Source organism: Achromobacter spanius, from assembly GCF_002812705.1.
GTDB lineage: Bacteria > Pseudomonadota > Gammaproteobacteria > Burkholderiales > Burkholderiaceae_B > Achromobacter > Achromobacter spanius.
The window spans coordinates 5,641,995-5,665,667 of sequence record NZ_CP025030.1 but is presented as its reverse complement, the minus strand read 5'-3'; the positions used below and the strand labels follow the sequence as shown (position 1 = coordinate 5,665,667).

The following is a 23,673-nucleotide window of genomic DNA, read 5'->3' as shown; positions in this document are numbered from 1 at the left end:
GCGAACGATGACTGAGCAATCGACGAATGACTTTGACAGCCTGAAAGGGCGCTGCGTTTTGGTCACGGGCGGCGGCAGCGGCCTGGGCGCGGCGCTGTGCGAGATGCTGGCGGCCGAAGGCGCCAGCGTGGCCGTGGCCGATGTGGACGAGCAGCGCGCCACCGCGCTGGCGCGCCGCTTGGCGGAACAAGGCGCCAACGTGATGGCGTGCGTCATGGACGTGGGCGTGGTGGACGATGTGCGCGAAGGGCTGGACGCGGTTGTCCGCCAGTTCGGCAGGCTGGACGCCATTGTCAACAGCGCCGGCGTGGACGTGACGGCGCCCATCGACGACCTGGACGCCGATGTCTGGGAACGCGTGCTGCGCACCAATCTGACAGGACCGTTCCTGATGGCCAAGCTGGGCAAAAGCAAGCTCAGCGCCGGCGGCCACATCGTCAACGTGGCCTCGACCGCCGCGCGTCGCGCGTGGCCCAACGCCAGCGCGTACCACGCCAGCAAGTGGGGCTTGATGGGCTTGTCGCATGCCTTGCACGCGGAACTGCGCGGAGCGGGCATCAAGGTCAGCGCCGTGATCGCGGGCGGCATGCGCACCCCCTTCCTGCTTGACCGCTTTCCGGACATCGACACCGACACCTTGCAAGACCCCGCCAATGTGGCGCGCGCGGTGCGCTTCGTGCTGACACAGCCGGCCGAGACGGTGGTGCCCGAAGTCATGGTGCTGCCGATGAAGGAGACGTCATGGCCTTGAGGCCGGCGGTATTTCTCGACAAGGACGGCACGGTGCTGGCCGACGAACCCTACAACGTCGACCCGGCGCGCATGGCCTATGCGCCCATGGCGTTGGCGGGGCTGTCGCGCCTGGGCGCGGCCGGCTTGCCGCTGGTGGTGATCAGCAATCAGTCGGGCGTGGCACGCGGCATGTTCGCCGCCGCCGCGCTTGACGCCGTCCACGTCAAGCTGGCGTCGATGTTCATGGCGGCGGGCGCGCGGCTGGACGGCTTTTACTGGTGTCCGCACCATCCCGACGGCGTGGTCGAGGGCTACGCGGTTGAATGCGACTGCCGCAAGCCCAAGCCCGGCCTGATCTTGCGCGCCGCGCAGGAGCTGGGCCTGGACGCCGGCGCGTCCTGGTTCATCGGCGACATTCTCGACGATATCGAAGCTGGTAACCGAGCCGGCTGCCGCAGCATTTTGCTGGACGTGGGCAATGAGACCGAATGGCGCGAAGGCCCCCAGCGGTTGCCGCATAGCCGCGCGCCGGACCTGGATGCCGCCGCCCGCATCGTGCTGGCCAGCCTGGCGCCCGCGGCCCAAAGGGACAGGGGGTGAGCATGGCCTGGGACTGGCAGCAATGCGCGCACGTGCTGTGCATCCGCCTGGACAATATGGGCGACGTGCTGATGTGCAGTCCGGCGTTCCGGGCGCTGCGGCGGGCGGGAGCGCGACGTCTGTCGCTGCTGACGTCCACGTCGGGCGCGAAGGTGGCCCCGCATATTCCCGAGGTGGATACCGTGTTGGCCTACGACCCCGCCTGGGTGAAGAACGGCTCGCAGGGGCGTGATCAGGATGTTGAGGCCGTCGCGCGCGTGCGCGCCTTGCGGCCCGACGCCGCGGTCATCTTCACGGCGTACAGCCAAAGCCCGCTGCCTGCCGCGCTGCTCTGCCATCTGGCCGGCGTGCCGCGCGTGTTGGCCCACTGCCACGAGAACCCGTACCGGCTGATTTCCGATTGGGTCCGCGACACCGAGCCACAAGCCGGTATCCGCCACGAGGTGCAGCGTCAGTTGGACCTGGTGGCCAGTGTGGGCGCGCATTGCGAGGACGAGCGCATGTCCTTCCGCGTTACCGACAACGACCGCTTTGCGCTGCGGACCAAGCTGCATCACGCCGGCGTCACCGAAGCCGGTGGATGGATATGCGCCCATGCGGGCGCCACCGCATCGTCGCGGCGCTATCCGGCCAGGCAGATGGTGCAGGCGCTGGTGGAGCTGCGTGGCGACGGCCGCCGCATCCTGCTGTTGGGCGGGCATGAGGACGCCGACCTGGCGCCGGCCCTGGCCGAGGCGCGCCAATGGTTGCCCGGGCTGATTGATCTGTCGCAAGGCTTGACGCTGGGCGAGCTGGGCGCGGCGCTGGAGGCGTCGGCCCTGATGATCTGCAACAACAGCGGGCCGGCGCATATCGCCGCCGCGCTCGGCGTGCCGGTGGTGGACCTGTACGCGCTGACCAATCCGCAGCACACGCCCTGGCAAACCGCCGCGCGCGTGTTGAACCACGACGTGCCTTGCAAGTACTGCTATCGCAGCGTATGCCCCGAGGGCCACCAGGCCTGCCTGGCCGGCGTTGCCCCCACCCGTGTCGCCACGGCGGCGCGTGATTTGTTGAACCAGATTCGTGTGGACCCGGGCGGTCCGCGCGCGGCCAAGGAGACCATTCCATGTACACACTAGGCATCAATGCGGCCTACCACGACTGCTCGGCCACGCTTGTGCGCGATGGCATTGTGCTGGCAGCGGCCGAAGAAGAGCGCTTCACACGGGTCAAGCATGGCAAGCGTCCGGTTCCGTTCACTACCTGGCAGCTTCCGTATTACGCCATTGACTACTGCCTGTCGGTGGCGGACATCCGCCTGCGCGACGTGGACCATATCGTCTATTCCTACGACCCGGCGCTGTTGGCCGATGGGCAGCCCCGGCCGCTGGACATTGCGCTGCCGCTGGAGCCGTCGCGCGCGGGGCACGGGCCGAACGGCGAGTCACCTTGGGACCCGTTGTTCCTGTCGTACCTGGTGAACGCACCGCGCCAACTGGTGGACGGCGCGCCGCACCACTTGAAGTCGCCCCGCTTTGACGACCTGACGCTTGAGGACGTGCTTGACCGCTGGGTCTATCTGGACCATCACCTGTCGCATGAAGCCAGCGCGTTCCTGGCGGCTCCCTGCGCCGAAGCGGCGGTCTTGACCATGGACGGGCGCGGCGAGAAAACCACCACCAGCTACGGCCACTTCACGGGCGGCGAATATGCCCGTTTGAAGCAGATTGACCTGCCGCACTCGCTGGGCCTGCTGTATGAAGACGTCACGCGCTACCTGGGCTTTTTGCATTCGTCCGACGAATACAAGGTGATGGCCCTGGCTTCCTTCGGCAAGCCCAAGTACCGGGCCGAGTTCCGCGACATTCTTCGGCTGGAGGAAGAGGGCGGATATTCCTTGCAGCCGGCGCGGCTGGCCGAACGCTTCGGTCCGCCACGCACCCGGGGCGCGCCGTTCGAGGACAAGCACAAGGACATTGCCAGCTCCTTGCAGTACGTGCTGGAAGAGACGGCGCTGCACATGGTCCAGTGGCTGCACGAAAAGACGGGCGCCAAGGACCTGTGCATGGCGGGCGGCGTGGCGCTGAACTGCGTCATGAATGCGCGCATTGCGAAAGATGGTCCCTTTGAATCGGTGTGGGTGCAGCCGGCTGCTGGCGATTCGGGAACATCGCTGGGCGCGGCGCTGTACGTGGACTATCACCGGCGCGGCGGCAAGCGCGAATGGTCGATGGAACATGCTTACCTGGGGCCGTCCTACCCCGACGAAGAGATCGAACGCTTTCTGTACAGCTCGCGGCTGGACTTCCGGCGGCTGGACGACGTGGCGGGCGAAGCGGCCGCGTTGCTGGCCCAGGAAAAAATCCTGGGATGGTTTCAGGGGCGCATGGAGTTCGGCCCGCGCGCCCTGGGCGCCCGTTCCATCCTGGCCTCGCCGCTGGATAGCGGCATGCAGGCACGGTTGAACGGCTTGAAGGACCGCGAAGACTTCCGGCCCGTGGCCCCCGTGGTGCTGGAAGAGCGCGCGGCGGAATGGTTCGATGGCCGTGGCGCGGCATCCATCTGCGCGCCCTTCATGTTGTTCGTCTATGACGTGTTGCCGCAACGCGCACAGCAGATCCCGGCCGTGCGGCACATCGACGGCACGGCGCGGGTGCAAACGATCCGGCGCGACCAGAACCCGCGCTATCACGACTTGCTGGTGGCATTTGAACGGCTGACCGGCGTGCCCGTGCTGGTCAATACGTCGTTCAACACGCGCGGCGAACCGGTGGTGTGTACACCCAGGGACGCCCTGGAGTGCTTCTGGACATCGCCGCTGGACGCGCTGGTGATCGGCTCTTACCTGGTCGAGAAGCCAAGATGAGCACGGGAAATTTCCCTCTGGTGTCCGTCGTCGTGCCCACCTACAAGCGCCCGGAGTTGCTGTCGCGCTGCCTGGAGGCCTTGGCGAACCAGCGCTTTCCCAAGGACCAGTACGAAGTGCTGGTGTGTGACGACGCTGCGTCGCCCGCCACGCGGCGCCAGGTCGAGGCGCTGCAAGCGCAATGGGGCGGCCGGCCCGCCTTGCGTTATCTGCCCGTGGTGGGCAGCCGCGGACCGGCGGGCGCGCGCAACCTGGGGTGGCGCAACGCACGTGGCGAAATCATTGCCTTTACGGACGATGACACCATTGCGCAACCCGAATGGCTGGGGCATGGCGTGCTGGCGATGCGGCCGAATCTGGCGGCGGTAACGGGCGTGACCGAGATGCCGCTGCCTGACCCGCCCAGCGACTACGAGCGGGATGCAGCCGGGCTGACGCGGTCCGAGTTCATTACCGCCAACTGTTTTGTACGACGCACGGCGTTGATGGTGGTGGGCGGTTTCGACCCGCGCTACACGATGGCGTGGCGCGAAGACTCCGACCTGCATTTCGCCTTGCTGGACCATGGATTTTCGGTGCAGCGCGCACCCGATGCGCGGGTGCTGCATCCGGTGCGGCCCGTGCGCTTCGCGGCTGGCCTGGGCATGCAGAAGAAAGTGATGTTCGACATGCTGCTGCGCAAGAAGTACCCGCTGCTGTATCGCAGCCGCATCCGCGCGCATCCGCCGCGCTTCTACTTGGGCGTGACGCTTGCCGCCGTGGCGGCGGTGGCCTTGGCCTTGTCGGGATACTTCGGCGCGGCGTTGGCGGCCGCTGGCGCATGGTTGGGCTTGAGTGTGCTCTTCTTTCTGCGGCGCCTGCGCGGTACGCGCCGCTCGCTGCAGAACATGGCTGATCTGGCAATCACGTCCGCCTGCATCCCGCTGCTGTCCGTCCTCTGGCGGCTGGTGGGCATGTTGCGCTTTGGCAGGAGCCGCGCATGAAGCCCCTGTTCGATGTGTCGCGTCCCCCGGCCAGCATCGCCGTATTCCGTGCGCTGCAATTGGGTGACATGCTGTGCGCGGTGCCCGCCTTGCGCGCACTGAGGCGCGCCTTTCCGCAGACCCGGATTCTGTTGATCGGCCTGCCGAACGCGGGCGAATTCGTGAACCGGTTTCACGCCTATGTGGATGAGCTGATCGACTTTCCCGGTATTCCGGCCTTTCCCGAACAAGCACCCAGGGCGAACGAGCTTCCCGCTTTTTTCCGCCGCGTGCGTGGGCTGCATGTTGACGTGGCGTTGCAGATGCACGGCAGCGGCAGGCAGTCCAACCCTATCGTGGCGCAGTTGGGCGCCGAGCGCTGGGGCGGCTTCGTGGACGAGGCGGCGGGCGAGATACCCGGCTGCCGGATGCCATGGCCGGATGATCTGCCGGAGCCACGCCGTTATCAGGCTCTGCTGCGCTACCTGGGCATCGACGCGGACGACGACGCGCTGGAATTCCCGGTGTCCCTCGCGGACCACGGCGACGCGAAGCAGTTGCTGGGCCGGCACGCGCTGAACCCGGAAAAATTGATCTTGATGCATGTGGGCGCAAGGCTGCCGTCGCGCCGCTGGCCGTTGGAACGCTACGCGGCGCTGGCGCAAGAGTTGGTGCGCCTGGGCTGGCAGGTGGCCCTGACGGGGATGCGCAGCGAAGCGCCCCTGGCGCGTTCGCTGCGGGAACAGGCTGGCGTGCCGCTTACCGATCTGTGCGGCCAAACCCACCTGGGCAGCCTGGCGGCCTTGTTGAAGGTTGCCCGCCTGCTGATTTGCAACGACACCGGCGTGTCGCATGTGGCGGCGGGCGTGGGCGCGATGAGCGTGGTGATTGCCTGCGGCAGCGATCAGCGGCGTTGGGCGCCGCTGGATAGCGCCCGCCACGTGGTGCTGGCCGCCGACATGCCTTGCCGGCCCTGCGCGTTCGAGGACTGTCCCATCGGCCACCCCTGTGCGCTGGCGGTGACCGTGCCCGACGTGCTGCGGCGGGTGCAAAGCCAATTACAGGGGGCGCTGCAATGACGCATCCAGAAGTGGCGCGGCCGGGCCGACCCCTGCGTATCCTGACGTGGCATGTGCATGGCAACTATCTTTATGCGCTGAGCCATGTGCCGCATGATTTCGTGGTGCCGTCCTTGCCCGGCAATCCGCCGGGCTATGGCGCGCTGGGCCGCAAGATTCCGTGGCCCGCCAATGTGGTGCAGGTGCCGGCCGATACGTTGCGGCGCATGCCGTTCGACTGCGTCCTGTATCAGTCGCGGCAGAACGTCGAGGACGCGCGCCTGTGGCTGGACGACGCGCAACGCGCGCTGCCCAGCGTCTACCTGGAACACAACCCGCCCGAGCCGCACCCCACCGATACGGTGCATCCGTTCCGGCATGAGCGCGGCTTGCTCGTGCACGTCACGGCGTTCAATGCGGCGATGTGGGACGCGGGCGGCATGCCCATGCGGGTGGTGGAGCATGGCGTGCCGCCGCCCGCCGTGGCCTATGACGGCGGCACGCCCAAGGGCATCGTCGTCATCAACCATCTGTCCAGGCGAGGGCGGCGCTTGGGACGCGACCTGTTCGAAACCCTGCGGGTGCAAACGCCCATGGACCTGATCGGCATGGGTTCAGCGGAGTTGGGCGGCCTGGGCGAAGTGCCGAACATGGAAGTGGGCGCCGTGCTGGCGCGCTACCGCTATTTCTTCAGCCCCATCCGCTACGCCAGCCTGGGCCTGTCCCTGGTGGAAGCCATGCTGTGCGGCGTTCCCGTGGTGGGCTTTGCCACCACGGAATTGCCCACGGTCATCCGGAACGGTGAAAACGGCTACGTGGACACACGGCCGGACCGGCTGCTGGCCGTGGCGCGGCAACTGGTTGCCGAGCCCGACCTGGCGCGCGCCTGGGGCGCGGCCGGACGCGACACCGCGCTTGAACGCTTCGGTATGGGCCGCTTTATTTCTGATTGGATAGACGTGTTCGACACGATCCTGGAGGCAGCATGATGAACGATATTCCACGTAGCGGCCGGGCACTGGTCGCGGGCGGTGCGGGCTTTTTGGGTTCGCACCTTTGCTCCCGGTTGTTGAACGACGGATGGGAAGTGATCTGCGTCGACAACTTCCAGACGGGCAGGGCGTGCAATGTGGCACCGCTTGCCGCGCACCCGCGCTTTACGGTGATGCGCCACGACGTGGTTGACCGCCTGCCGCGCCTGGGCGTCGACCGCATCTACAACCTGGCTTGCCCCGCGTCGCCCGTGCACTATCAGGCCGATCCGCTGAAGACCCTGCGCACCTGCGTGCTGGGCGCGATGCAGCTTCTGGAGCTTGCCCGCGACGTTGGCGCGCGCGTGCTGCAGGCGTCCACCAGCGAGGTGTATGGCGACCCTCTGGAACATCCGCAGGCCGAAGGCTATTGGGGCCATGTGAATCCGGTGGGGCCACGATCCTGCTATGACGAGGGCAAGCGCTGCGCGGAAACGATTTTCATGGAATATGCGCGGCGCGAAGGCGTGGTGGTAAAGATTGCACGCATCTTCAATACCTACGGGCCGCGCATGGCGCCCGACGATGGGCGCGTGGTGTCGAACTTCATCGTGCAGGCCCTGGCGGGCCAGCCCCTGACGATTTATGGCGACGGTACGCAGACGCGCTCGTTCTGTTATGTGGATGATCTGATAGACGGTCTGGTGCGTCTGATGGAAAGCCCTGAAGACCTGACGCAGCCCGTCAACCTGGGCAACCCCGCCGAACTGTCGATGCTGGACATGGCCGACATGGTGCGGGCGCTGACGGGCACGCGCGTGCCGCTGGTTCACCGCGAGCTGCCCGTGGACGACCCGACTCACCGCTGTCCCGACATCTCGCTGGCGCGCAGCCGCCTGGGGTGGAGTCCGCGCGTGAGTCCGGCGGACGGCATTGCGCGCACGGTGGCGTACTTTGCCGCCGAAGCCGCCCGTACCCGGCCGGTTGATGTGGCGGTTTCCCTGGCGCCCGCGATGGCGCCCGCCGCGCAGGCATAGGGTTTGCTGCGGGTACAGACATGCGGCGCGACCCTCGCGCCCGTGATCGTCCACAGGAGCCCATGATGAGCACCAAACCGCATTCGCACCAGGATGACCCCGCCGAGGCCGAGTACAAGCCGGTGCCGGAGGATGAGCGCACGCTGGCCGGCCGCCCGGCCGACCCCAACCGTACCGGCGCGGGCCGGCAGTTCCCGCCCGGCATGGACCCGAAGGATGTGTGGGACCCGGGCCGTTCCACGCCGGACGCCAAGCCGGTCGACAACCGATCCGGCACCTCAAGGAGCAAATGATGAAAGCTGTTGTATTTCACGGTATTGGCGATATCCGCTTGGACACCGTCCCCGACCCCGTCTTGCAGGAAGACAATGACGCCATCGTGCGGCTGACCGCCAGCGCCATCTGCGGCACCGACCTGCACTTTGTACGCGGCACCATGGAATCCATGAAGCCCGGCACCATACTCGGCCACGAAGGCGTGGGCGTGGTGGAGCAGTTGGGGCCCGGGGTGCGCAACCTGAACGTGGGCGACCGCGTGGTCATTCCGTCCACCATTGCCTGCGGCTATTGCTCGTACTGCCGCGCGGGGTACTTCGCGCAGTGTGACGTGGCCAACCCGAACGGCCGCGATGCCGGCACCGCGTTCTATGGCGGGCCGCAATCCACCGGACCCTTCCACGGCTTGCAGGCCGAGCTGGCGCGCGTGCCGTTCGCCAACGTGAACCTGGTGAAAGTGCCGGACAGCGTCACCGACGAGCAGGCCTTGATGTTGTCGGATATTTTTCCCACCGGGTATTTCGGCGCTGACCTGGCCAGCATCAAGCCCGGCCACACGGTGGCCGTGTTCGGCTGCGGGCCGGTGGGGCAGTTCGCCATTGCGTCAGCCAAGCTGATGAACGCGGGCCGCATCTTTGCCGTCGATACCGTGCCCGACCGCCTGGCCATGGCGCGCGCGCAGGGCGCGGAGGTGATCGACTTCAACGCGGAAGACCCGGTGGCATGCATCAAGGGCTTGACGGGCGGCATCGGCGCTGACTGCGCCATCGATGCTGTGGGGGTGGACGCCGAGCATGCGCATGCCGGGCCGGCGGCCAAGGCGGACGGTATCGCCGCCATGAAGGAAGAGGCCCGCAAGGCGGCGCCCCACGCCAATCCCGACGGCAAGCACTGGCAACCCGGCAGCGCCCCATCGCAGGCGCTGCAATGGGCGGTGCAGGCCCTGGCCAAGGCGGGCACGCTCGCGATCATTGGCGTGTATCCCCCCAACGACCGCACCTTTCCGATCGGCGAAGCCATGAACAAAAACCTGACCTTGCGCATGGGCAATTGCAACCATCGCAAGTACGTACCGTTGCTGATGGAACTGGTACGCACCGGCGCGGTGGACCCGGCGACCATCCTGACCCGCCAGGAACCGTTGACGCAGGCGGTGGATGCATTCAAGGCGTTTGATACCCGCCAGCCCGGATGGTTGAAGGTCCAACTGGAGCCGGCGGCTTGAGCACAATGCGGCAGGGCTCAGGGGCCAGGTTTGCCGGATGGCTTATCCGGGCGATCTTCGACCTGTTCCTTCACCTGCTTTTCCGTTCGGCCGAAAGCGTCCCTGCCTTGCGGCGCTTGCTCACCTCCGGCCGGATAACCGGAATTCGTGGCGGGGTCGGGGTTCACGTCCCCTTGCGGCGGGCCATCAGCCACGGGCTGGCCGGTGGCCCCGACTTCGGCACGGTCCACATGCGGCGAGGACGGCGGGTTCGGGGCGGGAGCGGGCTTGGATTCGTTCATGATTGGCGACCCTTGTTGGTTGGCGCCGCGCGACATGCGCGGCTTCGCCCGCCGTGCAGCAACTGCCATGCCTGATTCGGGAGGATGCACGCATGTATACGCATATTCAAATCGGCGCACGCCAGTGGCCGCGGCTGGTGGCGTTTTACGACGCCGTGCTGGCCCCGCTGGGCCTGCGCCGGCGCAACACCATCGAAAACGCCGGCCCCGAGGGCGTGATCTGGGGCGTGGGCGAGCAGCGTTGGCCCACGTTCGTGGTGGCGCCGCCGTTCAACGGCTTGCCCGCCACCTGGGGCAACGGCTGCCAGGTCAGCTTTGAAGCGCCAGACGAAGCGGTGGTGCGCCAATGTTGGACCGAAGCCCTGGCGCGGGGCGGCATCGACGAAGGGGCTCCGGGCTTACGAGCCCGATACGCGCCCGACTTCTACGCCGCCTATTGCCGCGACCCCGAGGGCAACAAGCTGGCCTTTGTCTGCGCGCAAAGGCAGTACGGCGCTTAGCACGGTGCGGCCGGGCTCGGACACAATGTCCAAGCTGCCATGCACCCGAGCGATGCGGGCATGCATGCTGCGCATGCCCACACTGACGCCGGCTTGCCGCACCGCCGCTACATCGAAGCCTGCACCGTCGTCTTCAACCCGCAGTTCCAGGCGCTCAGGGTCAGGCAGCAGCAGTTGTACCTGCACGCGGCGGGCGCGACTGTGTTTGACGACATTGGTCAACGCTTCTTCCAGCAGACGCGTCAGCGCCAGGCATTCCAGGGAAGAGGGCGGCGTGCGCCATTGCGGCGGAAACTGCCAGTGGGAATCCAGGCCCAATTCGTCGAACACCTGCACGAAGCGATGACGCAGCGGCGCGGCCCATTCCAGCGGGGTCGCGGGCACGGTGACGCCGCTGCTGGATCCGCTGTCGATGGTCTGGCGCAAGTCGTCGCGCAGCAGCTTCAACATGGACAGAAACTGTTGGCCCTGCAAGGGCTTGTCGCCCTGTTCCACCATGGCCATCATCCGCACCAGCGAGCCGCCCAGCCCGTCATGCAGATCGTGCGCAATCTGCAAGCGCTCGTGCAGGCGGGTGTTGGCCACCGCCAGGGTGTGTTCGCGTTCCAGTGTGGTGGCCAGTTCGCTGCGCGCCTGAAAGATGCCGTCGGCCAGTTCCTGGTTGAAGCGTTCTATCTGCCGCACGTTGCGCGCATGGCGCAAGCCCAGGATGGCGGACATGCACAGCGTGACCACCACGCTGGTGTACGCCGTATAGGTCTGGCCGGACGGGATGAGCTTCATCATCACCAGCAGGTCATGCACCATGACCACGCAAAAAATCAGCAGGCAGGTGGCCAGCATGAGGTGCTCTGGACGGCGGGTGCGCCAGGCGTGTACCGGAAACTGCAGGCAGTTGATGACGAAAATGGCGGCGGGAATCAGCGTGCCGACCGAGAGCGCGGTCGCCAGCGCGCTGTCTGGCGTGAAGGCCAGCATGGCCAACAGCGCGGCGCTCAGTATCCCCAGCGCGCGTTCGATGCGCGGCAGCGATTGTTTGCCAAAGCGCCAGGTGAACAGGCAGAAGCAGGCCACATACAGCACCAGCGCCATGGCGTTGGCGCGCGCCAGTGACAAGGTGTCGGGCAGCGGCCAGGGGTTGGTCAGCAGCACATTGCTGATGAACAGCACCCAGAACAGCGACATCAGGGCATACCAGCCATAGGTGGTCTGTTCACGCCGCACCACCCAGATGCAGAAGAACAGGCCGCCCAGCACGGCGGTAATCACCAGGTTCACCGTGTATAGCGAGCGGTTGAGCCACCAGATGGATTCCTGCCTGGCCTGCATCGCTTGCGGGGTGCCCAATTGCAACTTGCCCAGCCCGGGCGTCTGCTGCGCCACGCCGACGCCGCGCACCGACAGGGTGTTCACGCCGTCGCGCACGATGGCCTCGGGCAGGCGCCAGGTGCGCGGCAGGTTCCAACTGCGCGACAGCGGTTCGGTCAGTTGCGGGTCGCTCCAGATCAGTTCGTCATTGACGTAGAACTCGCCGGCCATCACCACGGATTCCACCATCAAGCTCACGGGGCCGGGGCAGGGCCGCTGCCAGTCGATGCGATACCAGACAGATCCGCTGTAGCCGGGCCAGCGCTTGTTCCAGTCGTCGGGCAGCGTGACCGGAATCCACTCGGCCGTGTCAGGCCGGCTGCCGTCGGCGGCGGCCTGCGCGGCCGTGATGGACATTACCCGCACCGCGCATGCCGCAGGGTCGGTTGCCGCGCTTGCCTCTACGGCCAAGGCAGGCGCCGCGCACAGCGCCAGCCAGCAGGCAAGCAGCCATCTCAGTCCAGCAAGCCACGCGAGCGCGCGGCGTGTACCGCGCGCGTGCGCGAGGAAACGGCCAGCTTGCGGTAGATGTGCTTGATATGGCATTCAACGGTGTAGCGCGACAGGAACAGTTGTTCGGCGATTTCGCGGTTGGCCAGGCCTTCGGCCACCAGACGCAGGATCTGGCTTTCGCGGGGGCTAAGTATCTCACCGCTTGCCGTGCCGGTCTGCTCCGTGGGCCGGGGCCGCAATTCGTCGATGATGCGCCGTGCCACGAACGGGTCGATCGGCGCGCCACCCCGCAGCACGCTGCGCAGCGACAGCGCCACTTCCATGTCGTCCCGTTCTTTCAGTACATAGCCCGTGGCGCCGGCACGCAAGGCCGCCAGAATCGCGTCTTCGGTACACCACGCCGAGATGACCAGGATGGCCAGGCCGGGGTCGGCGGCGTGCATCTCGGCAATCAGGTCGATGCCGCTGCCGTCGGGCAAGCCCAGGTCCACCAGCGCCAGCGCAACGGGCTGGCTGGCCAGGCAGGCACGGGCCTCGGCCAGGGAGCCCGCGAAGATCAGCGCGTCGGGCTGATAGCCCAGTTGCAGCAACAGGCCCTCGATCCGCCGGCAGACCAGCGGTTCGTCCTCCACCAGCAGCACGGGGGCGGGCAGCGTGAGTTCGGGGGCAAGCGAAGTGGCGGACATAGGCGGGAAGGGGAAAAAGGCAGAATCGCCCGATTCTAGATTGTGATGGCTCGGTGTGTGTCCGGCCATCCCTTGAACTGGGTATTCCTGCCTTTGTATTTCCCTTCCGCGCTTGCCTTCCGTAGTTCGCTTCCGTAGTTCGCTTCCCGCGCGCCGTCCGATCAGTAATTGATCGAGGCCGACAACATGTACGTGCGTCCTGCCGCGTTCGTCACGAACGAGCCGGACGCCAGCCAGTACTTCTTGTCCGCCACGTTCTCGACGTTGGCGCGGAACACGACGTCCTTGCCGGCGATGGTGGTGGCGTAGCGGGCGCCCAGGTCAAAGCGGGTGTAGCCCGGCAGGCGCAGCGTATTGGTGTTGTTGAGGTAGACGGACGAGGTGCGGATGGCGCGGCCGTTCAAGCTCAGCCCCTGCACCCACGGCGTGTCCCAATCCAGGCCCAGGTTATAGGTGCTGGCCGGTACGCCGGCGGGCCGGTTGCCCTGGCTGACGCCGCCCGGGGTCTTGGTGAGTTCGCTGTTGATGAAGGCCGCGCTTGCCATCAGGCGCAGGCCGGGGACGACTTCGCCGTAGCCCGTCAGTTCCAGGCCACGGTTGCGCTGTTCACCAAAGTAGCCGTAGACGTTGTTGTCGTCGGCCTGGCCGGCCGGGCGCGCAATCTGAAAGAGCGCAAGCGTGGTGGTGATGTTGCCGTCCCAGTCCACCTTGACGCCGGTTTCGTACTGCTTGGACTTGTACGGCGCCAGCACGGCGCCGCGGTTTTCGTAGGTATCGCCCACGATCGTGCCGCGCGTCAGGCCTTGGGCCAGGTTGGCGTAGACCGATACGTTGTGCAGCGGCTTGATGACGATGCCGCCGACGGGCGAGTTGGCGCTGGAGCGGTAGCCGCTGGTGCGCGCGCCCGTGGTGGTGTTGAAGCTGTCGACTTCAACCCGTTGGTGGCGAACGCCCGCCGTCAGCAGAATGCGATCGTCGATGAAAGATAGCGTGTCGACAATGGCGAAGCTGGTCAGCGTGGTGTCCGACGCCTTTTGCGGGGTGAGGCGCACGGCGGGGCCGTCGGGGATGTCGACCGGATCATAAATATTGGAGGCCACAATGGCCGACCCGGTCGAATAGGCGTTGCCCGCTTCCTGCTTCAGGTAGGTGGCGCCCAGTGCCAGGCGGTGCTTGATGCCGCCGGTGCTGAAGCGGGCCGTCAAGCCGGCGTCGCCGCTGCTTGTCTTGGAATACGAGTCGTAGTACGTCGTCATGACGTTGAAGTTGCCGTCCTGGTCGACCGACTGGCGCACGCCGGACGGGCTGACGGTAACCGGGAACACCTGCCGTACCTTGCCGTCGCGATACCCCGCCGCGATGTGGCCGGTGAGGTTGTCGGTGAAGTCATATTCCAGGCGCGACATGATCGTGCTGTCGCGTTGCGACAGGCGGGTGCCGGGGTAGAAGTTGATGTCGCCATCCGGCGGCGAGGGTAGCTCCGTCACGTTGGCCTGCCAGCCGATCTGCGAGCGGAAGTTCTCGATCACGTCTTCCTGGTGGATGGCGTCGGCCGACCAGCGCAGGCGCGTGCCGCGATAGTCGATACCCAAGGCGCCCATGTCCAGGCCCTGCTTGCCGTCCTTCAACGTGGATTCTCCGCCGCGCTTGACGCCATTGAAGCGCAGGCCCCAGGCATTGTCTTCGCCAAAGCGGCGGCCCAGGTCAAGCTGGCCGGTGAAGTTGGCCTTGCTGGCATAGCCCAGCGTGGCGCGCGCCAGCGGTTCGTCGTCGGCGCGCTTGGTCACCACGTTGATGGCGCCGCCGATGCTGCCGTTGGGCGGAATGCCGCGCATGAAGGCGCCGGGGCCTTTCAGCACTTCCACCCGTTCCAGGATCTGCACCGGCACGCGGCTGGACGACACCAGGCCATACAGGCCGTTGACGCTGACGTCGCCGCTGCCCACGGCAAAGCCGCGGATCTGGAAGTCTTCCCCAAAGCCGCCGGCGGACGTCAGCGTGCGGACCGAGGCGTCGTTGACGACCACGTCGGCCAGCGTGCGGGCCTGCTGGTCATACAGCAGTTCAGAGGTGTAGTTGACCGTGCTGAACGGCGAGTCCATCACGTCTTCAGAACCCAGCAGGCCCAGGCTGCCGCCCGTGGCAATCTGCCCGCCCGTGTAGGGCGGGGCAAGTTCGCCCAGAATGCCGGCGGTGACCGTCACGGCTTCCAGTTGCACCGTGCCGCCTACGGGCTCGGTGCGCGACAAGGTCACGTTGTTGCCATTGCGCGTGTACGTGATGCCCGTGCCTTGCAGCAGTTGGCGCAGTGCCTCTTCAGGCGACAGATTGCCCGAGATGGCGCGCGCATTCTGGCCAGCCAGCACATCCTGCGAATAAAAAATCTGCAAGGACGTCTGCGAGCCCAACTGCAACAGCGCATCGCCCAAGGGCTGCGCGGGAATGTTGACGCTGACGGGCGCTTCCTGGGCCTGGACGGCGGGCGCCATGCCAAAGACAAGCGATAGTGAAAAGGCAAGCGCGCTGAGAACCACACGCGGCGGGACGCGCAGAGCAGGTCGGGCAGAGACGGTATTCAAGATCGGTAGCTCGGTGAGAGGCACGCCATGGGGGCGCACCGGTTCTAAAGGAGGTAGGCGGGCGGCGTGGATGAATCCGCCCCTTCCTCTCTAGACGCATGAGCTGGCTTGAAACCGGAATGGGAATCGCTATTATTTTGTAATTGAATTGTTACAAATCGTCAGCGCGCCAGCACTCGGACCCTGCCGTCCGGCAAGCGGTCGAGCGACACCGGGGCAATGGCGGGCAGCGCGTCGATCATGGCCAGCGGGTCGTCCACGCTGAAGACGCCCGAGATGCGGTAGGCCCCAAGCGCGGGCGCGTCCAGGCTGGCGGGCTGCATCAGGTAGCGGTTCATCTCGTTGATGACCGTGGCTAGCGGCACATTGTTGAAGATGATCTTGCCGCGCTGCCAGGCGGTCAGGTTGTCGACATTGACCTGGGTGACTTCGCCAAGCGGGCCGCCCGCGTAGGCAATGGCCTGTTGACCCGCGCCCAGGCGGTGTTCGCTATGCCGCCACCAGGGGCCGGATTCCAGCCGCACGGACCCCGATTCAACGCTGACCTGCAAGCTCTCGCTGTCGCGCCGCACGTTGAAACGGGTGCCTGTCACGGTGACTTGCCCCACGCCGCCCTCCACCACGAAAGGCCGGGACGTGTCGTGTTGCACTTCAAAGAAGGCCTCGCCTTGCGCCAGTTCCACCCGGCGTTCGTTGGCGCCGAAGCGGGCGGCCAGGCGGGTGTCGCCGTTCAGGTGCAGGATGGATCCGTCCGGCAAGGTGACCTGCCGCCGCTCGCCCTTGCGGGTGGCGTAGTTCAGCCGCTTTTCGTCGCGGTCGAAGAGGTAGGGCGCGACGTAGGGCGCGGCCAGCAGGCCCGCTGCAACGGGCAGCGCACAGGCCGCCACCATCCTCAAGCCGAAACGCCGCCGCGACATCGCGGGCGGCGGGGGCGCAAACTGCGAGGCTTGCGTGGCGTTCGTGGCTTGCATCAGGCCGCGCAGCCGCGCTTCAGGCAGGGACAGCACGGCGTCCCATTGCGCGGTCAGTTTTTGGTATTCGCGTTCGTGCGCCGGGTTGGCGCTGCACCAGGCGGCAAACGCCTGCCGATCGGTTTCCGTGATCTCGCCGGAATGCATCCGTGAGAACCAATGCGCCGCGTCGCTCGGATGCTCCAGCACGTCGTCGCCGTGCGCGTCTTCGTGCACGGGCGGGCGCTCGTGGATAGGACGAGAAGCGGGGGGGCGAGAGTCAGAGAGGGGCATGGTGTTGCAGCCGATCGTTGATGTGACGCACGGAGCGAGTCATGTATTTTTCCACCATGCTGCGCGAGATGCCCATTTCCTGGGCGATCTCGGTGTGCGTCCATCCTTCCAGACGGCACCACAGATAAACCTGCCGGCACTTGGGCGGCAGGTCTTCCAACGCACGGGTCAGCTCGTCGGCCAGTTGCTGGAACCGGACGCCGTCGTCGGCCGGAGGCGTGGCGGGGTGATCGCCGCCGGGCACGTCATCCAGCGACGTGATGTCCAGCGTGTTGACGTGCCGATGCCGGCTGACCAGGCGGTTGGAGGTGCCACGGGACAGGTACGCGCGTGGGTCATAGATAGCCGCGACGTCGCCTTCCAGCATGCCAAGCACGGTGTCGTGCATGGCGTCTTCGCCATCCTCGTGCCCCCGCCCGCGCCATTTGCCGATCATCTCCGCGTAATGGGCGAGCCAGTCTTTCCTGGCCTTGGGAGGGTGGGACATGAGGAAGCGCTTGGACAAATAACAAAAAGTTATTGATTCTAATATGCATTTGCGTCTTTCGGCGAGGCGGATTTATCGCGGTGCTAAAGTGCCAGCCTCACCGGTTGATGCCTTGCCGTACCCCCGATCAATCCCCCCAGGACTTGGATACATGGACTACCTGCCTCAGTTGCTCACGCTTTCCGGCATCGTTCTTCTGGCCTGCGCCAGCCCCGGCCCAGACTTCGTTGCCGTGACGTCCAACGCCTTGAATGACCGGCGATCCGGCATGCTCGTCGGTCTGGGCATCGCTTGCGCGGTAGTCCTTTGGGCCACCTTGGCCATCCTGGGGTTTGGCCTGCTGATCAAGGAACTCTTCTGGCTCTACGAGGCCATCCGCCTGGCCGGCGCGGCGTACTTGATCTACCTGGGCGCGCGGATGCTGATGGCGGCTTTCAAGGCCAAGAGCGGCGAGCCGAGCATTCACGGTGTTGCGCGAGTCGGGGCGCTGCAAGCCTGGCGCCAGGGCTTCATGGTCGGCATCACCAATCCGAAAACGGCAACGTTTTTCGCCACGCTGTTTGTGACCGTGCTGCCGGTTGGCGCACCCACCTGGGTGTATGTCAGCGTGGTTGCGCTGGTCGGCCTGATAACGGCCGCGTGGCTCGGCGCGCTGGCGGCGTTCTTTTCCGTGGGCCGCGTTCGATCCGTCTATGCGCGCATGAGCCGCGTGGTTGATGCCTTGATGGGCGTCGCGCTGGTGGGCTTGGGGATACGCCTGGCCAGCAGTCGTTAAGGCTTGTCGAGACAACTTAAGGCTTGTTCACGCTCGTCAAGGCGGGCGGCCTGGTTAGCGGTGGCAGACGGCTTCCACGTTGTGGCCGTCAGGGCTGAATACAAACGCGGCGTAATAGTTGGGATGGTAATGCGGCCGAACGCCCGGAGCCCCGTTGTCCCGGCCACCTGCCGCCAGCGCGGCTTGATAGAAGGCGTCCACGTCCGCCCGCGTCGCCGCCGCAATGGCGATGTGCAATGGAGCCGTGACTGACGAGGTCGCGTATAGCCATAAGGACGGTTTGCCGTCCTTGCCCAAGCCGATGCTGTTGGGTCCTTCCATGGCCAGGCGCACGCCGAGCGGCGCCAGCGCTTGCAGGAAAAAGTCGCGACTTTGATTGATGTCGCTGACGCCGAAACCGATGTGATCGAACATGGGGGTCTCCGAGGGGATGGCGCTCACCGTACCTAAGCAGAATGTTTGGCCGGTGAAACCAAATCAGTGTAATGCGGCGTTTTCGCAGCGATTCAATCACGCGAATCTTGCGAGTCGAAGAGCACTCGCGCACGCAATCGCGGACCAGCACCAAGCCCGGGGATTCCGCACTTTGCAGTTGACATAGGTCAACATTGAACCTGTCGCTCGGATCATCATTACATCTGGGTGGGTAGCCGCTCACCACGTGAAGCAATGGAGATAAACATGACCCGTTTGACGCAATACAGTCCGTTTTCTTCAGACCCGGTCGCTGATGTGTTCCAGGCCTTTCTGCGACCGATTCGTTCGCAGGCAGATGAACGATCCCCCAGGCTGGACATCGACATTACAGAGGCCGGTGACAAGTACGTGTTGAAGGCTGAAATCCCTGGCATCGATAAAAAGGACATATCGGTGGAAATCGACGGGAACACCGTAATGATTTCAGCTAACAAGGAACAGAACAGTGAAGTGAAGGAAGGCGGAAACGTGATCCGGCAGGAACGATTCTGGGGACGCGTTCAACGTACCGTGTCGCTCGCCAGTCCTATCGATCAAGCCGCCGCCAAAGCCGTGTGTGAAAACGGCGTGCTGACGCTGACGCTTCCCAAGCTCGCCGGGAACCAGAACAAGACGCTGAAAATCGAATGATGCGCACCGCCCAGGCGCGCGATACGCATCCGCCTGCGCCGGGGGCGGGTAACGCGACTATCTCTGAAAAACATATCGCCCGGGCGCAGGCGTGAACGCCGACTGATTGCTCCCTGCAACGCCAAGTTCCTGGTTTGCAGGCCTTGGCGCGCTTGAGCGCTGAGCCAGCCATTCGCTCCACTCGGGCCACCAAGAGCCCTGGTGCAGCGCGCTGTCTTGCAGCCATTCATCTGGGCCGCACCGAAAGCCGCTCGCCGGCGTATCGCGGGTTCTGTACCAGCGTCCAATGTGCCCCGGTTCGCTGACGACGCCGGCATTGTGGCCACCGCTGGTCAGTACGAAGCGGACGTCGGCATCTGTCTGGTAGTGCACCTTGTAGACGGAGCGCCAGGGGGATATGCGGTCGGCATCCGTGCCCAGCGAAAATACTGGCGTTCTGATATTGCGAAGCGCAATGACCCGACCGCCGGCTTGATAGCGGCCAGCCGCAAGTTCATTGTTCAGGAATAGTTTGCGCAGGTATTCCGAGTGCATCCGATATGGCATATGCGTGGAATCGGCATTCCAGGCGACCAAGTCATTGGAAGTCGAACGTTCACCAAATAAATAAGCGCGCGTTGCTCGCCCGCAGGCCTCGTCCATGGGCCGCAACGCTTGAAATGCAGCGGCCATCTGCTGCGCGGACAGGTAGCCTTGCGCCCACATCATGCTTTCCAGGAAGTTGACCTCGCTTTCACCGATGAATAAGCCCAGGCCGCCAGGCTCGGTGAAATCCGTTTGCGCCGCCAGCAGGGTCAACGTTGCGAGCCGATCGTCACCTTGCCCCGCCATCGCGGCCGCGGCGATGGACAGCAGCGTTCCCCCCAGGCAGTACCCCACAGCATGAACGCGCTGATTCGGAACAACCCGCGTGACGGCGTCAAGCGCCGCCATGAAGCCTGATTCGCGGTAGTCCTCTAAAGAGAGGTTGCGGTCTTTGGCGCCGACATTGCGCCATGAAATGCAGAAGACGGTATAACCCTGCGCGACCAGATAGCGGATAAGCGAATTCTGGGGAGACAGGTCCAAAACGTAGTACTTCATGATCCAGGCCGGCGTGATGAAAATCGGCTCAGGCCGGACGGTGGCCGTCGACGGCGCATACTGGATAAGCTCGAGAAGATGGTTGCGGAATACGACGGCCCCTGGCGTTATTGCGATGGTCTTGCCCACTTGGAAGCGGTCCGTTCCGCTATCGGCGGGGCTGCCTGCCAGGTCTTGCAGGTCAGCCATGAAGTTCCTGAAACCGGCGACAAGATTGCCCCCACCTTGGTCCACGGTGCGTTGCAGGGCTTCAGGATTGGTCAGCAGGAAGTTTGCCGGCGAAAAGAGATCGCACCACTGCCGGGCACAGAAGGAAACCAGTCAACGTGGTGCGCATCCACGCCAGGCACTTGCTTTGTCGCCTGATCCCACCATTGGCGTGTCAGGGAAAAAGCGTGCATCCACAACTGATACGGTTCGCGCCGCCAAGCCTCGGCCGAGCTACGCGGAGAGTCGGGAATATCAGCGTCAGTGTAAGTGCCGCCTGTCGCGCACATTGCCGCATGTTGGCTCAGCCTTGCGATGGCATCGGCGTAGCGCATGGCAAGCTTCAGCCGCGTTCCGGGTGCCGCATAAAGATGGATCCACCAGTCCAGCATTGCAAGCGTGGAGGCAGCGGGCGAAATGCCACCAGTCAACTGCGCCAGCAGGGCTTCTTTGCTGTAGTTCAGCGCTTGGAAAACCTCGTCGGATGCATCCTCGGCAGCCAGCAGGGCGCTGCTCGCACTGACAGAAGGGGCGTTCATAGTGCAGTCCTGACGTTGCGATCCGCGGTGGGCCGGCAGGTTTGAGCGTGATGCGCACTCACTCAGGGGCTTTTAATTTTTTCCGCCGCGCTGCCATGAGCGACAACCTGCGCAACGTCTTCTGCAATTTGGGAAAAACGCTCCTGCCAAGGATTGCGACCATTCCGTAGTGCTTGTGAGGTTGATGCCGACGCCTCTCGGGAAATTCTTTCCAGTTCCTTGAAGTACCTCAGTTCGCGATCAATCAGATCGGTCATGTGCTTCTGTTGCAGGGCGCATATGCCTGCGATCGACGATTCAGCGTCGATCTCGGTATGTGCATTTTGCATCCAGGTCACCATCTCTTTGTCGACCTTGAGTTGCAAGGTTCTCAGCTCCCTCACATATTCAAAGTAGTTTGATGCTGCCGATAGCGCGACATCAAGACCGTATTTGTACAGTGCCGTATAGGGTTCGTAGACGGGCTGCATGACGGGATACCTCCAAGCGATTAAGGCTACGCTGACGCTGGTCCGGACCAGGCTCGTAGAACGAGCGTAGGCTTATCTGAACGTGGCGAATTGACAAAACTCAACGTTCTGGCGTCTGCCTGCCCGGGCGCCTTCATCACGCGCAGGATGTGTATGAAGCCGGCCTTCGATCCAACTCGTCATGCGGTAGCAGGGATGTCATGGATTCTTCGGATTGATCCAAGGTTGAGGCGACCAGCCTGGTCGGGCGCGGCGCTCCGTGTCGACGACGATCAGATACCGTCCCGCGCCATATGCCGGTGTCCTTTGAGAGCGCAATACCCAGGGCTGGAAGCCTAAATCGGCGGCGAGTTCGTACTCAGCATCCAGCAAGCCGAGACGGTCAATAAATTCATTTAGCGTCGCCGGAATACGAAGGCAGCCCTTGGACTGCGGGGTGCCCAGCCTTGGCTCGAGCAAATAGGGGTCGGTCGCGTGCATTTGCAAACGCATGGTGGCGATGCGTTCCGTGCCCCAGCCTTGGCGGGCGTTCTGCCAACCGAAGTCGTAGACACGCATGCCCTTCACGCCATAGCCGAGGATTCCGTTCGCATTTTTTATGCCCTCGGCGCGGTAGTCCGGGTTAGCCAAGGTATGGGGAAACACGCCGGTCGGCGTCTCAAAATGGTCGAACGTGCCGACTTGCCCGGTAGAGGCCGGGGATGCCCCGATATACAGGGGCGGCGCAACGGGGTGCAACCAATAGACGAATACCGCCTGCACGTAGATGTTTCGGTCGGCGATGACGACATACTGAGGCGCCAATAAGGAGATACCGGCGGATACCAGCGCATGGCTGGCCAGGTCACCGTAACGGACGCGTTCGTCATCCGGCAACGCAAGCCTTGGGGACACTTCGCGGCTGTACGCGGACGCTACGTCGGCCGGTTGCAGTGCCCCCTGGCCGTGCGCCAGCGCGGCAAGGAAAAGCCAGGCCATCGTGAAGATGGCGTGATGTTTGCGCTGCCGTCTGGGAAGAGCCGCAACGCCGGAGAAAAACGTTCGGCCACGTTGCATCAGAACGGCCGGATGGCCACTTTCAATACGTTGTCTCGCTGGTTCGCGAACAGGTCGTAGGCCTGCGCGATGTCGTCCAGGCTGTAGCGGTGCGTGACCATCTTCGTCAGGTCCAGCCGTCCCGACTGCAGAACATTCATCAGGCGTCGCATGCGCTCCTTGCCGCCAGGGCAAAGCGCCGTGTTTATCTTGTGATCGCCCAAGCCCGCGGCGAAAGCCGAAACCGGTATCGTCAGGTCGCTTGAATAGACGCCGAGGCTGGACAAGGTGCCCCCGGGTTTCAGGATACGCAACGCCGATTCGAATGTGCTCTGCTGCCCCAGGGCTTCAATCGCGGAGTCGACGCCCTTGCCGCCTGTCAGCCGCAAGATTTCCTCAACCACATCGCACTCGTGAAAATTCAGCACGACATCGGCGCCCCAGGCCTGCGCCATCGCCAAGCGCTGCGGGTTTCCATCGACCCCAATGATGGTGGTGGCGCCCAACAACCTGGCGCCGGCCGTGGCGCAGAGTCCTATCGGCCCCTGCGCAAACACCGCCACCGTATCGCCGATTCGGATGTTGGCGTTCTCGGCGCCTTTGAAGCCCGTGGACATGATGTCCGGACACATGAGCACCTGCTCGTCGCTCAGTGCATCCGGCACCGGTGCAAGGTTGGCTTCCGCATCCGGAACCAACAGGTACTCCGCCTGGGCGCCATCTATCATGTTGCCAAATCGCCATCCCGCAGTGGCGCGGTACCCGTGGCATCCGCACATGCCCATACCGACCAGGTAGGTGCCGTCCTGCGAGGGCGCGCCGTCTTGAGCCGCATAGGAATTGAAGCTTGGGCAGATCGCGCCGGCAATCACGCGCTGGCCTTCGGTGTAGCCTCGTACCGCGGTCCCGAGCTTTTCGATGACGCCGACGGGCTCGTGACCAATCGTCAGACCGTTATTCACCGGATATTCACCCTTGACGATGTGAATATCTGTGCCGCAGATGGTGGTGGTGGTAATCCGCATCAAGGCGTCGTTCGGCCCCACGTCGGGAATGGGCTTTTCACGTATCTCGACACGGTTGGGGCCCGCGAATACGGCGGCTTTCATCATGGCAGGCATACTGGTCTCCACGGAGGCGGCGCCGATGG

25 protein-coding genes are annotated in these 23,673 nt (G+C 64.7%); 13 read left to right on the top strand and 12 right to left on the bottom strand.

The window, feature by feature from the left end; translation table 11 throughout:
* The first annotated feature begins 7 nt into the window (after positions 1–7).
* The 10 genes from CVS48_RS25695 to CVS48_RS25650 all read left to right on the top strand — a co-directional run bounded on the left by CVS48_RS25695 (position 8) and on the right by CVS48_RS25650 (position 9,709).
* Positions 8–751 carry an SDR family oxidoreductase gene (locus CVS48_RS25695; RefSeq protein WP_100856919.1) on the top strand — a complete coding sequence of 248 codons (744 nt, stop codon included), beginning with the start codon at positions 8–10 and terminating at the stop codon, positions 749–751.
* Positions 742–1,332: a D-glycero-alpha-D-manno-heptose-1,7-bisphosphate 7-phosphatase gene (locus CVS48_RS25690; RefSeq protein ID WP_100856918.1), complete on the top strand. Its 591-nt coding sequence runs from the start codon at positions 742–744 to the stop codon at positions 1,330–1,332. Before CVS48_RS25695 ends, CVS48_RS25690 begins: the two co-directional genes overlap by 10 nt.
* A gap of 2 nt (positions 1,333–1,334) precedes the next feature.
* Complete coding sequence (locus CVS48_RS25685) at positions 1,335–2,453, top strand: glycosyltransferase family 9 protein (protein ID WP_100856917.1); 1,119 nt, start codon at positions 1,335–1,337, stop codon at positions 2,451–2,453.
* A complete protein-coding gene (locus CVS48_RS25680) occupies positions 2,441–4,180 on the top strand; it encodes a carbamoyltransferase family protein (RefSeq protein ID WP_100856916.1) in 1,740 nt (579 codons plus the stop codon). Before CVS48_RS25685 ends, CVS48_RS25680 begins: the two co-directional genes overlap by 13 nt.
* Positions 4,177–5,163: a glycosyltransferase family 2 protein gene (locus tag CVS48_RS25675; RefSeq protein WP_100856915.1), complete on the top strand. Its 987-nt coding sequence runs from the start codon at positions 4,177–4,179 to the stop codon at positions 5,161–5,163. The genes CVS48_RS25680 and CVS48_RS25675 overlap by 4 nt, the downstream gene beginning before the upstream one ends.
* Positions 5,160–6,221 carry a glycosyltransferase family 9 protein gene (locus tag CVS48_RS25670; protein ID WP_100856914.1) on the top strand — a complete coding sequence of 354 codons (1,062 nt, stop codon included), beginning with the start codon at positions 5,160–5,162 and terminating at the stop codon, positions 6,219–6,221. The genes CVS48_RS25675 and CVS48_RS25670 overlap by 4 nt, the downstream gene beginning before the upstream one ends.
* A complete protein-coding gene (locus CVS48_RS25665; RefSeq protein ID WP_100856913.1) occupies positions 6,218–7,189 on the top strand; it encodes a glycosyltransferase in 972 nt (323 codons plus the stop codon). The genes CVS48_RS25670 and CVS48_RS25665 overlap by 4 nt, the downstream gene beginning before the upstream one ends.
* Entirely contained in the window at positions 7,189–8,208 is a 1,020-nt protein-coding gene (locus tag CVS48_RS25660; RefSeq protein ID WP_100857860.1) for a UDP-glucuronic acid decarboxylase family protein, read from the top strand. Before CVS48_RS25665 ends, CVS48_RS25660 begins: the two co-directional genes overlap by 1 nt.
* A gap of 65 nt (positions 8,209–8,273) precedes the next feature.
* A complete protein-coding gene (locus tag CVS48_RS25655; protein WP_100856912.1) occupies positions 8,274–8,501 on the top strand; it encodes a hypothetical protein in 228 nt (75 codons plus the stop codon).
* The gene (locus CVS48_RS25650; RefSeq protein WP_100856911.1) at positions 8,501–9,709 is read left to right on the top strand and encodes a zinc-dependent alcohol dehydrogenase; all 1,209 of its coding nucleotides are present in this window, start codon (positions 8,501–8,503) and stop codon (positions 9,707–9,709) included. The genes CVS48_RS25655 and CVS48_RS25650 overlap by 1 nt, the downstream gene beginning before the upstream one ends.
* Positions 9,710–9,726: 17 nt before the next feature.
* Here CVS48_RS25650 and CVS48_RS25645 read toward each other — a convergent pair whose 3' ends face one another.
* Entirely contained in the window at positions 9,727–9,990 is a 264-nt protein-coding gene (locus CVS48_RS25645; RefSeq protein ID WP_126376266.1) for a hypothetical protein, read from the bottom strand.
* A 92-nt stretch (positions 9,991–10,082) separates the two neighbouring features.
* Between CVS48_RS25645 and CVS48_RS25640 the strand changes: the two genes are divergently transcribed.
* Positions 10,083–10,490, top strand: coding sequence for a VOC family protein (locus tag CVS48_RS25640; protein WP_172616222.1), 408 nt, complete (start codon positions 10,083–10,085; stop codon positions 10,488–10,490).
* Here CVS48_RS25640 and CVS48_RS25635 read toward each other — a convergent pair.
* The 5 genes from CVS48_RS25635 to CVS48_RS25615 all read right to left on the bottom strand — a co-directional run bounded on the left by CVS48_RS25635 (position 10,389) and on the right by CVS48_RS25615 (position 17,307).
* The gene (locus tag CVS48_RS25635) at positions 10,389–12,215 is read right to left on the bottom strand and encodes a sensor histidine kinase (protein WP_242001152.1); all 1,827 of its coding nucleotides are present in this window, start codon (positions 12,213–12,215) and stop codon (positions 10,389–10,391) included. The genes CVS48_RS25640 and CVS48_RS25635 overlap by 102 nt on opposite strands.
* Before the next feature lie 98 nt (positions 12,216–12,313).
* Positions 12,314–12,997: a LuxR C-terminal-related transcriptional regulator gene (locus CVS48_RS25630; RefSeq protein ID WP_100856908.1), complete on the bottom strand. Its 684-nt coding sequence runs from the start codon at positions 12,995–12,997 to the stop codon at positions 12,314–12,316.
* A 161-nt stretch (positions 12,998–13,158) separates the two neighbouring features.
* Positions 13,159–15,486 carry a TonB-dependent receptor gene (locus CVS48_RS25625; protein ID WP_242001153.1) on the bottom strand — a complete coding sequence of 776 codons (2,328 nt, stop codon included), beginning with the start codon at positions 15,484–15,486 and terminating at the stop codon, positions 13,159–13,161.
* A gap of 251 nt (positions 15,487–15,737) precedes the next feature.
* Positions 15,738–16,763, bottom strand: coding sequence for a FecR family protein (locus tag CVS48_RS25620; RefSeq protein WP_167401056.1), 1,026 nt, complete (start codon positions 16,761–16,763; stop codon positions 15,738–15,740).
* 43 nt (positions 16,764–16,806) lie between these two features.
* Positions 16,807–17,307 carry an RNA polymerase sigma factor gene (locus tag CVS48_RS25615; protein WP_100856905.1) on the bottom strand — a complete coding sequence of 167 codons (501 nt, stop codon included), beginning with the start codon at positions 17,305–17,307 and terminating at the stop codon, positions 16,807–16,809.
* Between the two features lie 151 nt (positions 17,308–17,458).
* Between CVS48_RS25615 and CVS48_RS25610 the strand changes: the two genes are divergently transcribed.
* On the top strand, positions 17,459–18,082 hold the full coding sequence (locus CVS48_RS25610; RefSeq protein ID WP_100856904.1) for a LysE family translocator: 624 nt from the start codon (positions 17,459–17,461) through the stop codon (positions 18,080–18,082).
* A 54-nt stretch (positions 18,083–18,136) separates the two neighbouring features.
* Here CVS48_RS25610 and CVS48_RS25605 read toward each other — a convergent pair whose 3' ends face one another.
* Positions 18,137–18,496 carry a VOC family protein gene (locus tag CVS48_RS25605; protein ID WP_100856903.1) on the bottom strand — a complete coding sequence of 120 codons (360 nt, stop codon included), beginning with the start codon at positions 18,494–18,496 and terminating at the stop codon, positions 18,137–18,139.
* 267 nt (positions 18,497–18,763) lie between these two features.
* Here CVS48_RS25605 and CVS48_RS25600 point away from each other — a divergent pair, with 267 nt between their 5' ends.
* Positions 18,764–19,189, top strand: coding sequence for an Hsp20/alpha crystallin family protein (locus CVS48_RS25600; RefSeq protein ID WP_100856902.1), 426 nt, complete (start codon positions 18,764–18,766; stop codon positions 19,187–19,189).
* A gap of 57 nt (positions 19,190–19,246) precedes the next feature.
* Here CVS48_RS25600 and CVS48_RS25595 read toward each other — a convergent pair whose 3' ends face one another.
* The 5 genes from CVS48_RS25595 to CVS48_RS25580 form a co-directional block, all read right to left on the bottom strand.
* Complete coding sequence (locus tag CVS48_RS25595; RefSeq protein ID WP_242001432.1) at positions 19,247–20,536, bottom strand: PHA/PHB synthase family protein; 1,290 nt, start codon at positions 20,534–20,536, stop codon at positions 19,247–19,249.
* Positions 20,533–21,018, bottom strand: a complete 486-nt coding sequence (locus tag CVS48_RS29735; protein ID WP_242001154.1) for a poly-beta-hydroxybutyrate polymerase N-terminal domain-containing protein — start codon at positions 21,016–21,018, stop codon at positions 20,533–20,535. The genes CVS48_RS25595 and CVS48_RS29735 overlap by 4 nt, the downstream gene beginning before the upstream one ends.
* Before the next feature lie 62 nt (positions 21,019–21,080).
* Positions 21,081–21,488, bottom strand: a complete 408-nt coding sequence (locus CVS48_RS25590) for a hypothetical protein (RefSeq protein ID WP_100856901.1) — start codon at positions 21,486–21,488, stop codon at positions 21,081–21,083.
* 198 nt (positions 21,489–21,686) lie between these two features.
* Positions 21,687–22,544 carry a murein L,D-transpeptidase gene (locus tag CVS48_RS25585; RefSeq protein WP_175121093.1) on the bottom strand — a complete coding sequence of 286 codons (858 nt, stop codon included), beginning with the start codon at positions 22,542–22,544 and terminating at the stop codon, positions 21,687–21,689.
* Positions 22,544–23,644, bottom strand: a complete 1,101-nt coding sequence (locus tag CVS48_RS25580; protein ID WP_100856900.1) for an NAD(P)-dependent alcohol dehydrogenase — start codon at positions 23,642–23,644, stop codon at positions 22,544–22,546. Before CVS48_RS25580 ends, CVS48_RS25585 begins: the two co-directional genes overlap by 1 nt.
* Positions 23,645–23,673: the final 29 nt, after the last annotated feature.

Excerpts from the sequence above, each read along its gene's own strand:
- CVS48_RS25690 (WP_100856918.1), top strand. The coding sequence starts at position 742 with ATGGCCTTGAGGCCGGCGGTATTTCTCGACAAGGACGGCACGGTGCTG.
- CVS48_RS25635 (WP_242001152.1), bottom strand. The coding sequence starts at position 12,215 with ATGTCCATCACGGCCGCGCAGGCCGCCGCCGACGGCAGCCGGCCTGAC.
- CVS48_RS25585 (WP_175121093.1), bottom strand. The coding sequence starts at position 22,544 with ATGCAACGTGGCCGAACGTTTTTCTCCGGCGTTGCGGCTCTTCCCAGA.
- CVS48_RS25680 (WP_100856916.1), top strand. The coding sequence starts at position 2,441 with ATGTACACACTAGGCATCAATGCGGCCTACCACGACTGCTCGGCCACG.
- CVS48_RS25610 (WP_100856904.1), top strand. The coding sequence starts at position 17,459 with ATGGACTACCTGCCTCAGTTGCTCACGCTTTCCGGCATCGTTCTTCTG.
- CVS48_RS25665 (WP_100856913.1), top strand. The coding sequence starts at position 6,218 with ATGACGCATCCAGAAGTGGCGCGGCCGGGCCGACCCCTGCGTATCCTG.
- CVS48_RS25695 (WP_100856919.1), top strand. The coding sequence starts at position 8 with ATGACTGAGCAATCGACGAATGACTTTGACAGCCTGAAAGGGCGCTGC.
- CVS48_RS25685 (WP_100856917.1), top strand. The coding sequence starts at position 1,335 with ATGGCCTGGGACTGGCAGCAATGCGCGCACGTGCTGTGCATCCGCCTG.
- CVS48_RS25605 (WP_100856903.1), bottom strand. The coding sequence starts at position 18,496 with ATGTTCGATCACATCGGTTTCGGCGTCAGCGACATCAATCAAAGTCGC.
- CVS48_RS25645 (WP_126376266.1), bottom strand. The coding sequence starts at position 9,990 with ATGAACGAATCCAAGCCCGCTCCCGCCCCGAACCCGCCGTCCTCGCCG.
- CVS48_RS25670 (WP_100856914.1), top strand. The coding sequence starts at position 5,160 with ATGAAGCCCCTGTTCGATGTGTCGCGTCCCCCGGCCAGCATCGCCGTA.
- CVS48_RS25580 (WP_100856900.1), bottom strand. The coding sequence starts at position 23,644 with ATGCCTGCCATGATGAAAGCCGCCGTATTCGCGGGCCCCAACCGTGTC.
- CVS48_RS25615 (WP_100856905.1), bottom strand. The coding sequence starts at position 17,307 with ATGTCCCACCCTCCCAAGGCCAGGAAAGACTGGCTCGCCCATTACGCG.
- CVS48_RS29735 (WP_242001154.1), bottom strand. The coding sequence starts at position 21,018 with ATGAACGCCCCTTCTGTCAGTGCGAGCAGCGCCCTGCTGGCTGCCGAG.
- CVS48_RS25600 (WP_100856902.1), top strand. The coding sequence starts at position 18,764 with ATGACCCGTTTGACGCAATACAGTCCGTTTTCTTCAGACCCGGTCGCT.
- CVS48_RS25650 (WP_100856911.1), top strand. The coding sequence starts at position 8,501 with ATGAAAGCTGTTGTATTTCACGGTATTGGCGATATCCGCTTGGACACC.
- CVS48_RS25630 (WP_100856908.1), bottom strand. The coding sequence starts at position 12,997 with ATGTCCGCCACTTCGCTTGCCCCCGAACTCACGCTGCCCGCCCCCGTG.
- CVS48_RS25660 (WP_100857860.1), top strand. The coding sequence starts at position 7,189 with ATGAACGATATTCCACGTAGCGGCCGGGCACTGGTCGCGGGCGGTGCG.
- CVS48_RS25625 (WP_242001153.1), bottom strand. The coding sequence starts at position 15,486 with ATGGCGCCCGCCGTCCAGGCCCAGGAAGCGCCCGTCAGCGTCAACATT.
- CVS48_RS25640 (WP_172616222.1), top strand. The coding sequence starts at position 10,083 with ATGTATACGCATATTCAAATCGGCGCACGCCAGTGGCCGCGGCTGGTG.
- CVS48_RS25675 (WP_100856915.1), top strand. The coding sequence starts at position 4,177 with ATGAGCACGGGAAATTTCCCTCTGGTGTCCGTCGTCGTGCCCACCTAC.
- CVS48_RS25655 (WP_100856912.1), top strand. The coding sequence starts at position 8,274 with ATGAGCACCAAACCGCATTCGCACCAGGATGACCCCGCCGAGGCCGAG.
- CVS48_RS25590 (WP_100856901.1), bottom strand. The coding sequence starts at position 21,488 with ATGCAGCCCGTCTACGAACCCTATACGGCACTGTACAAATACGGTCTT.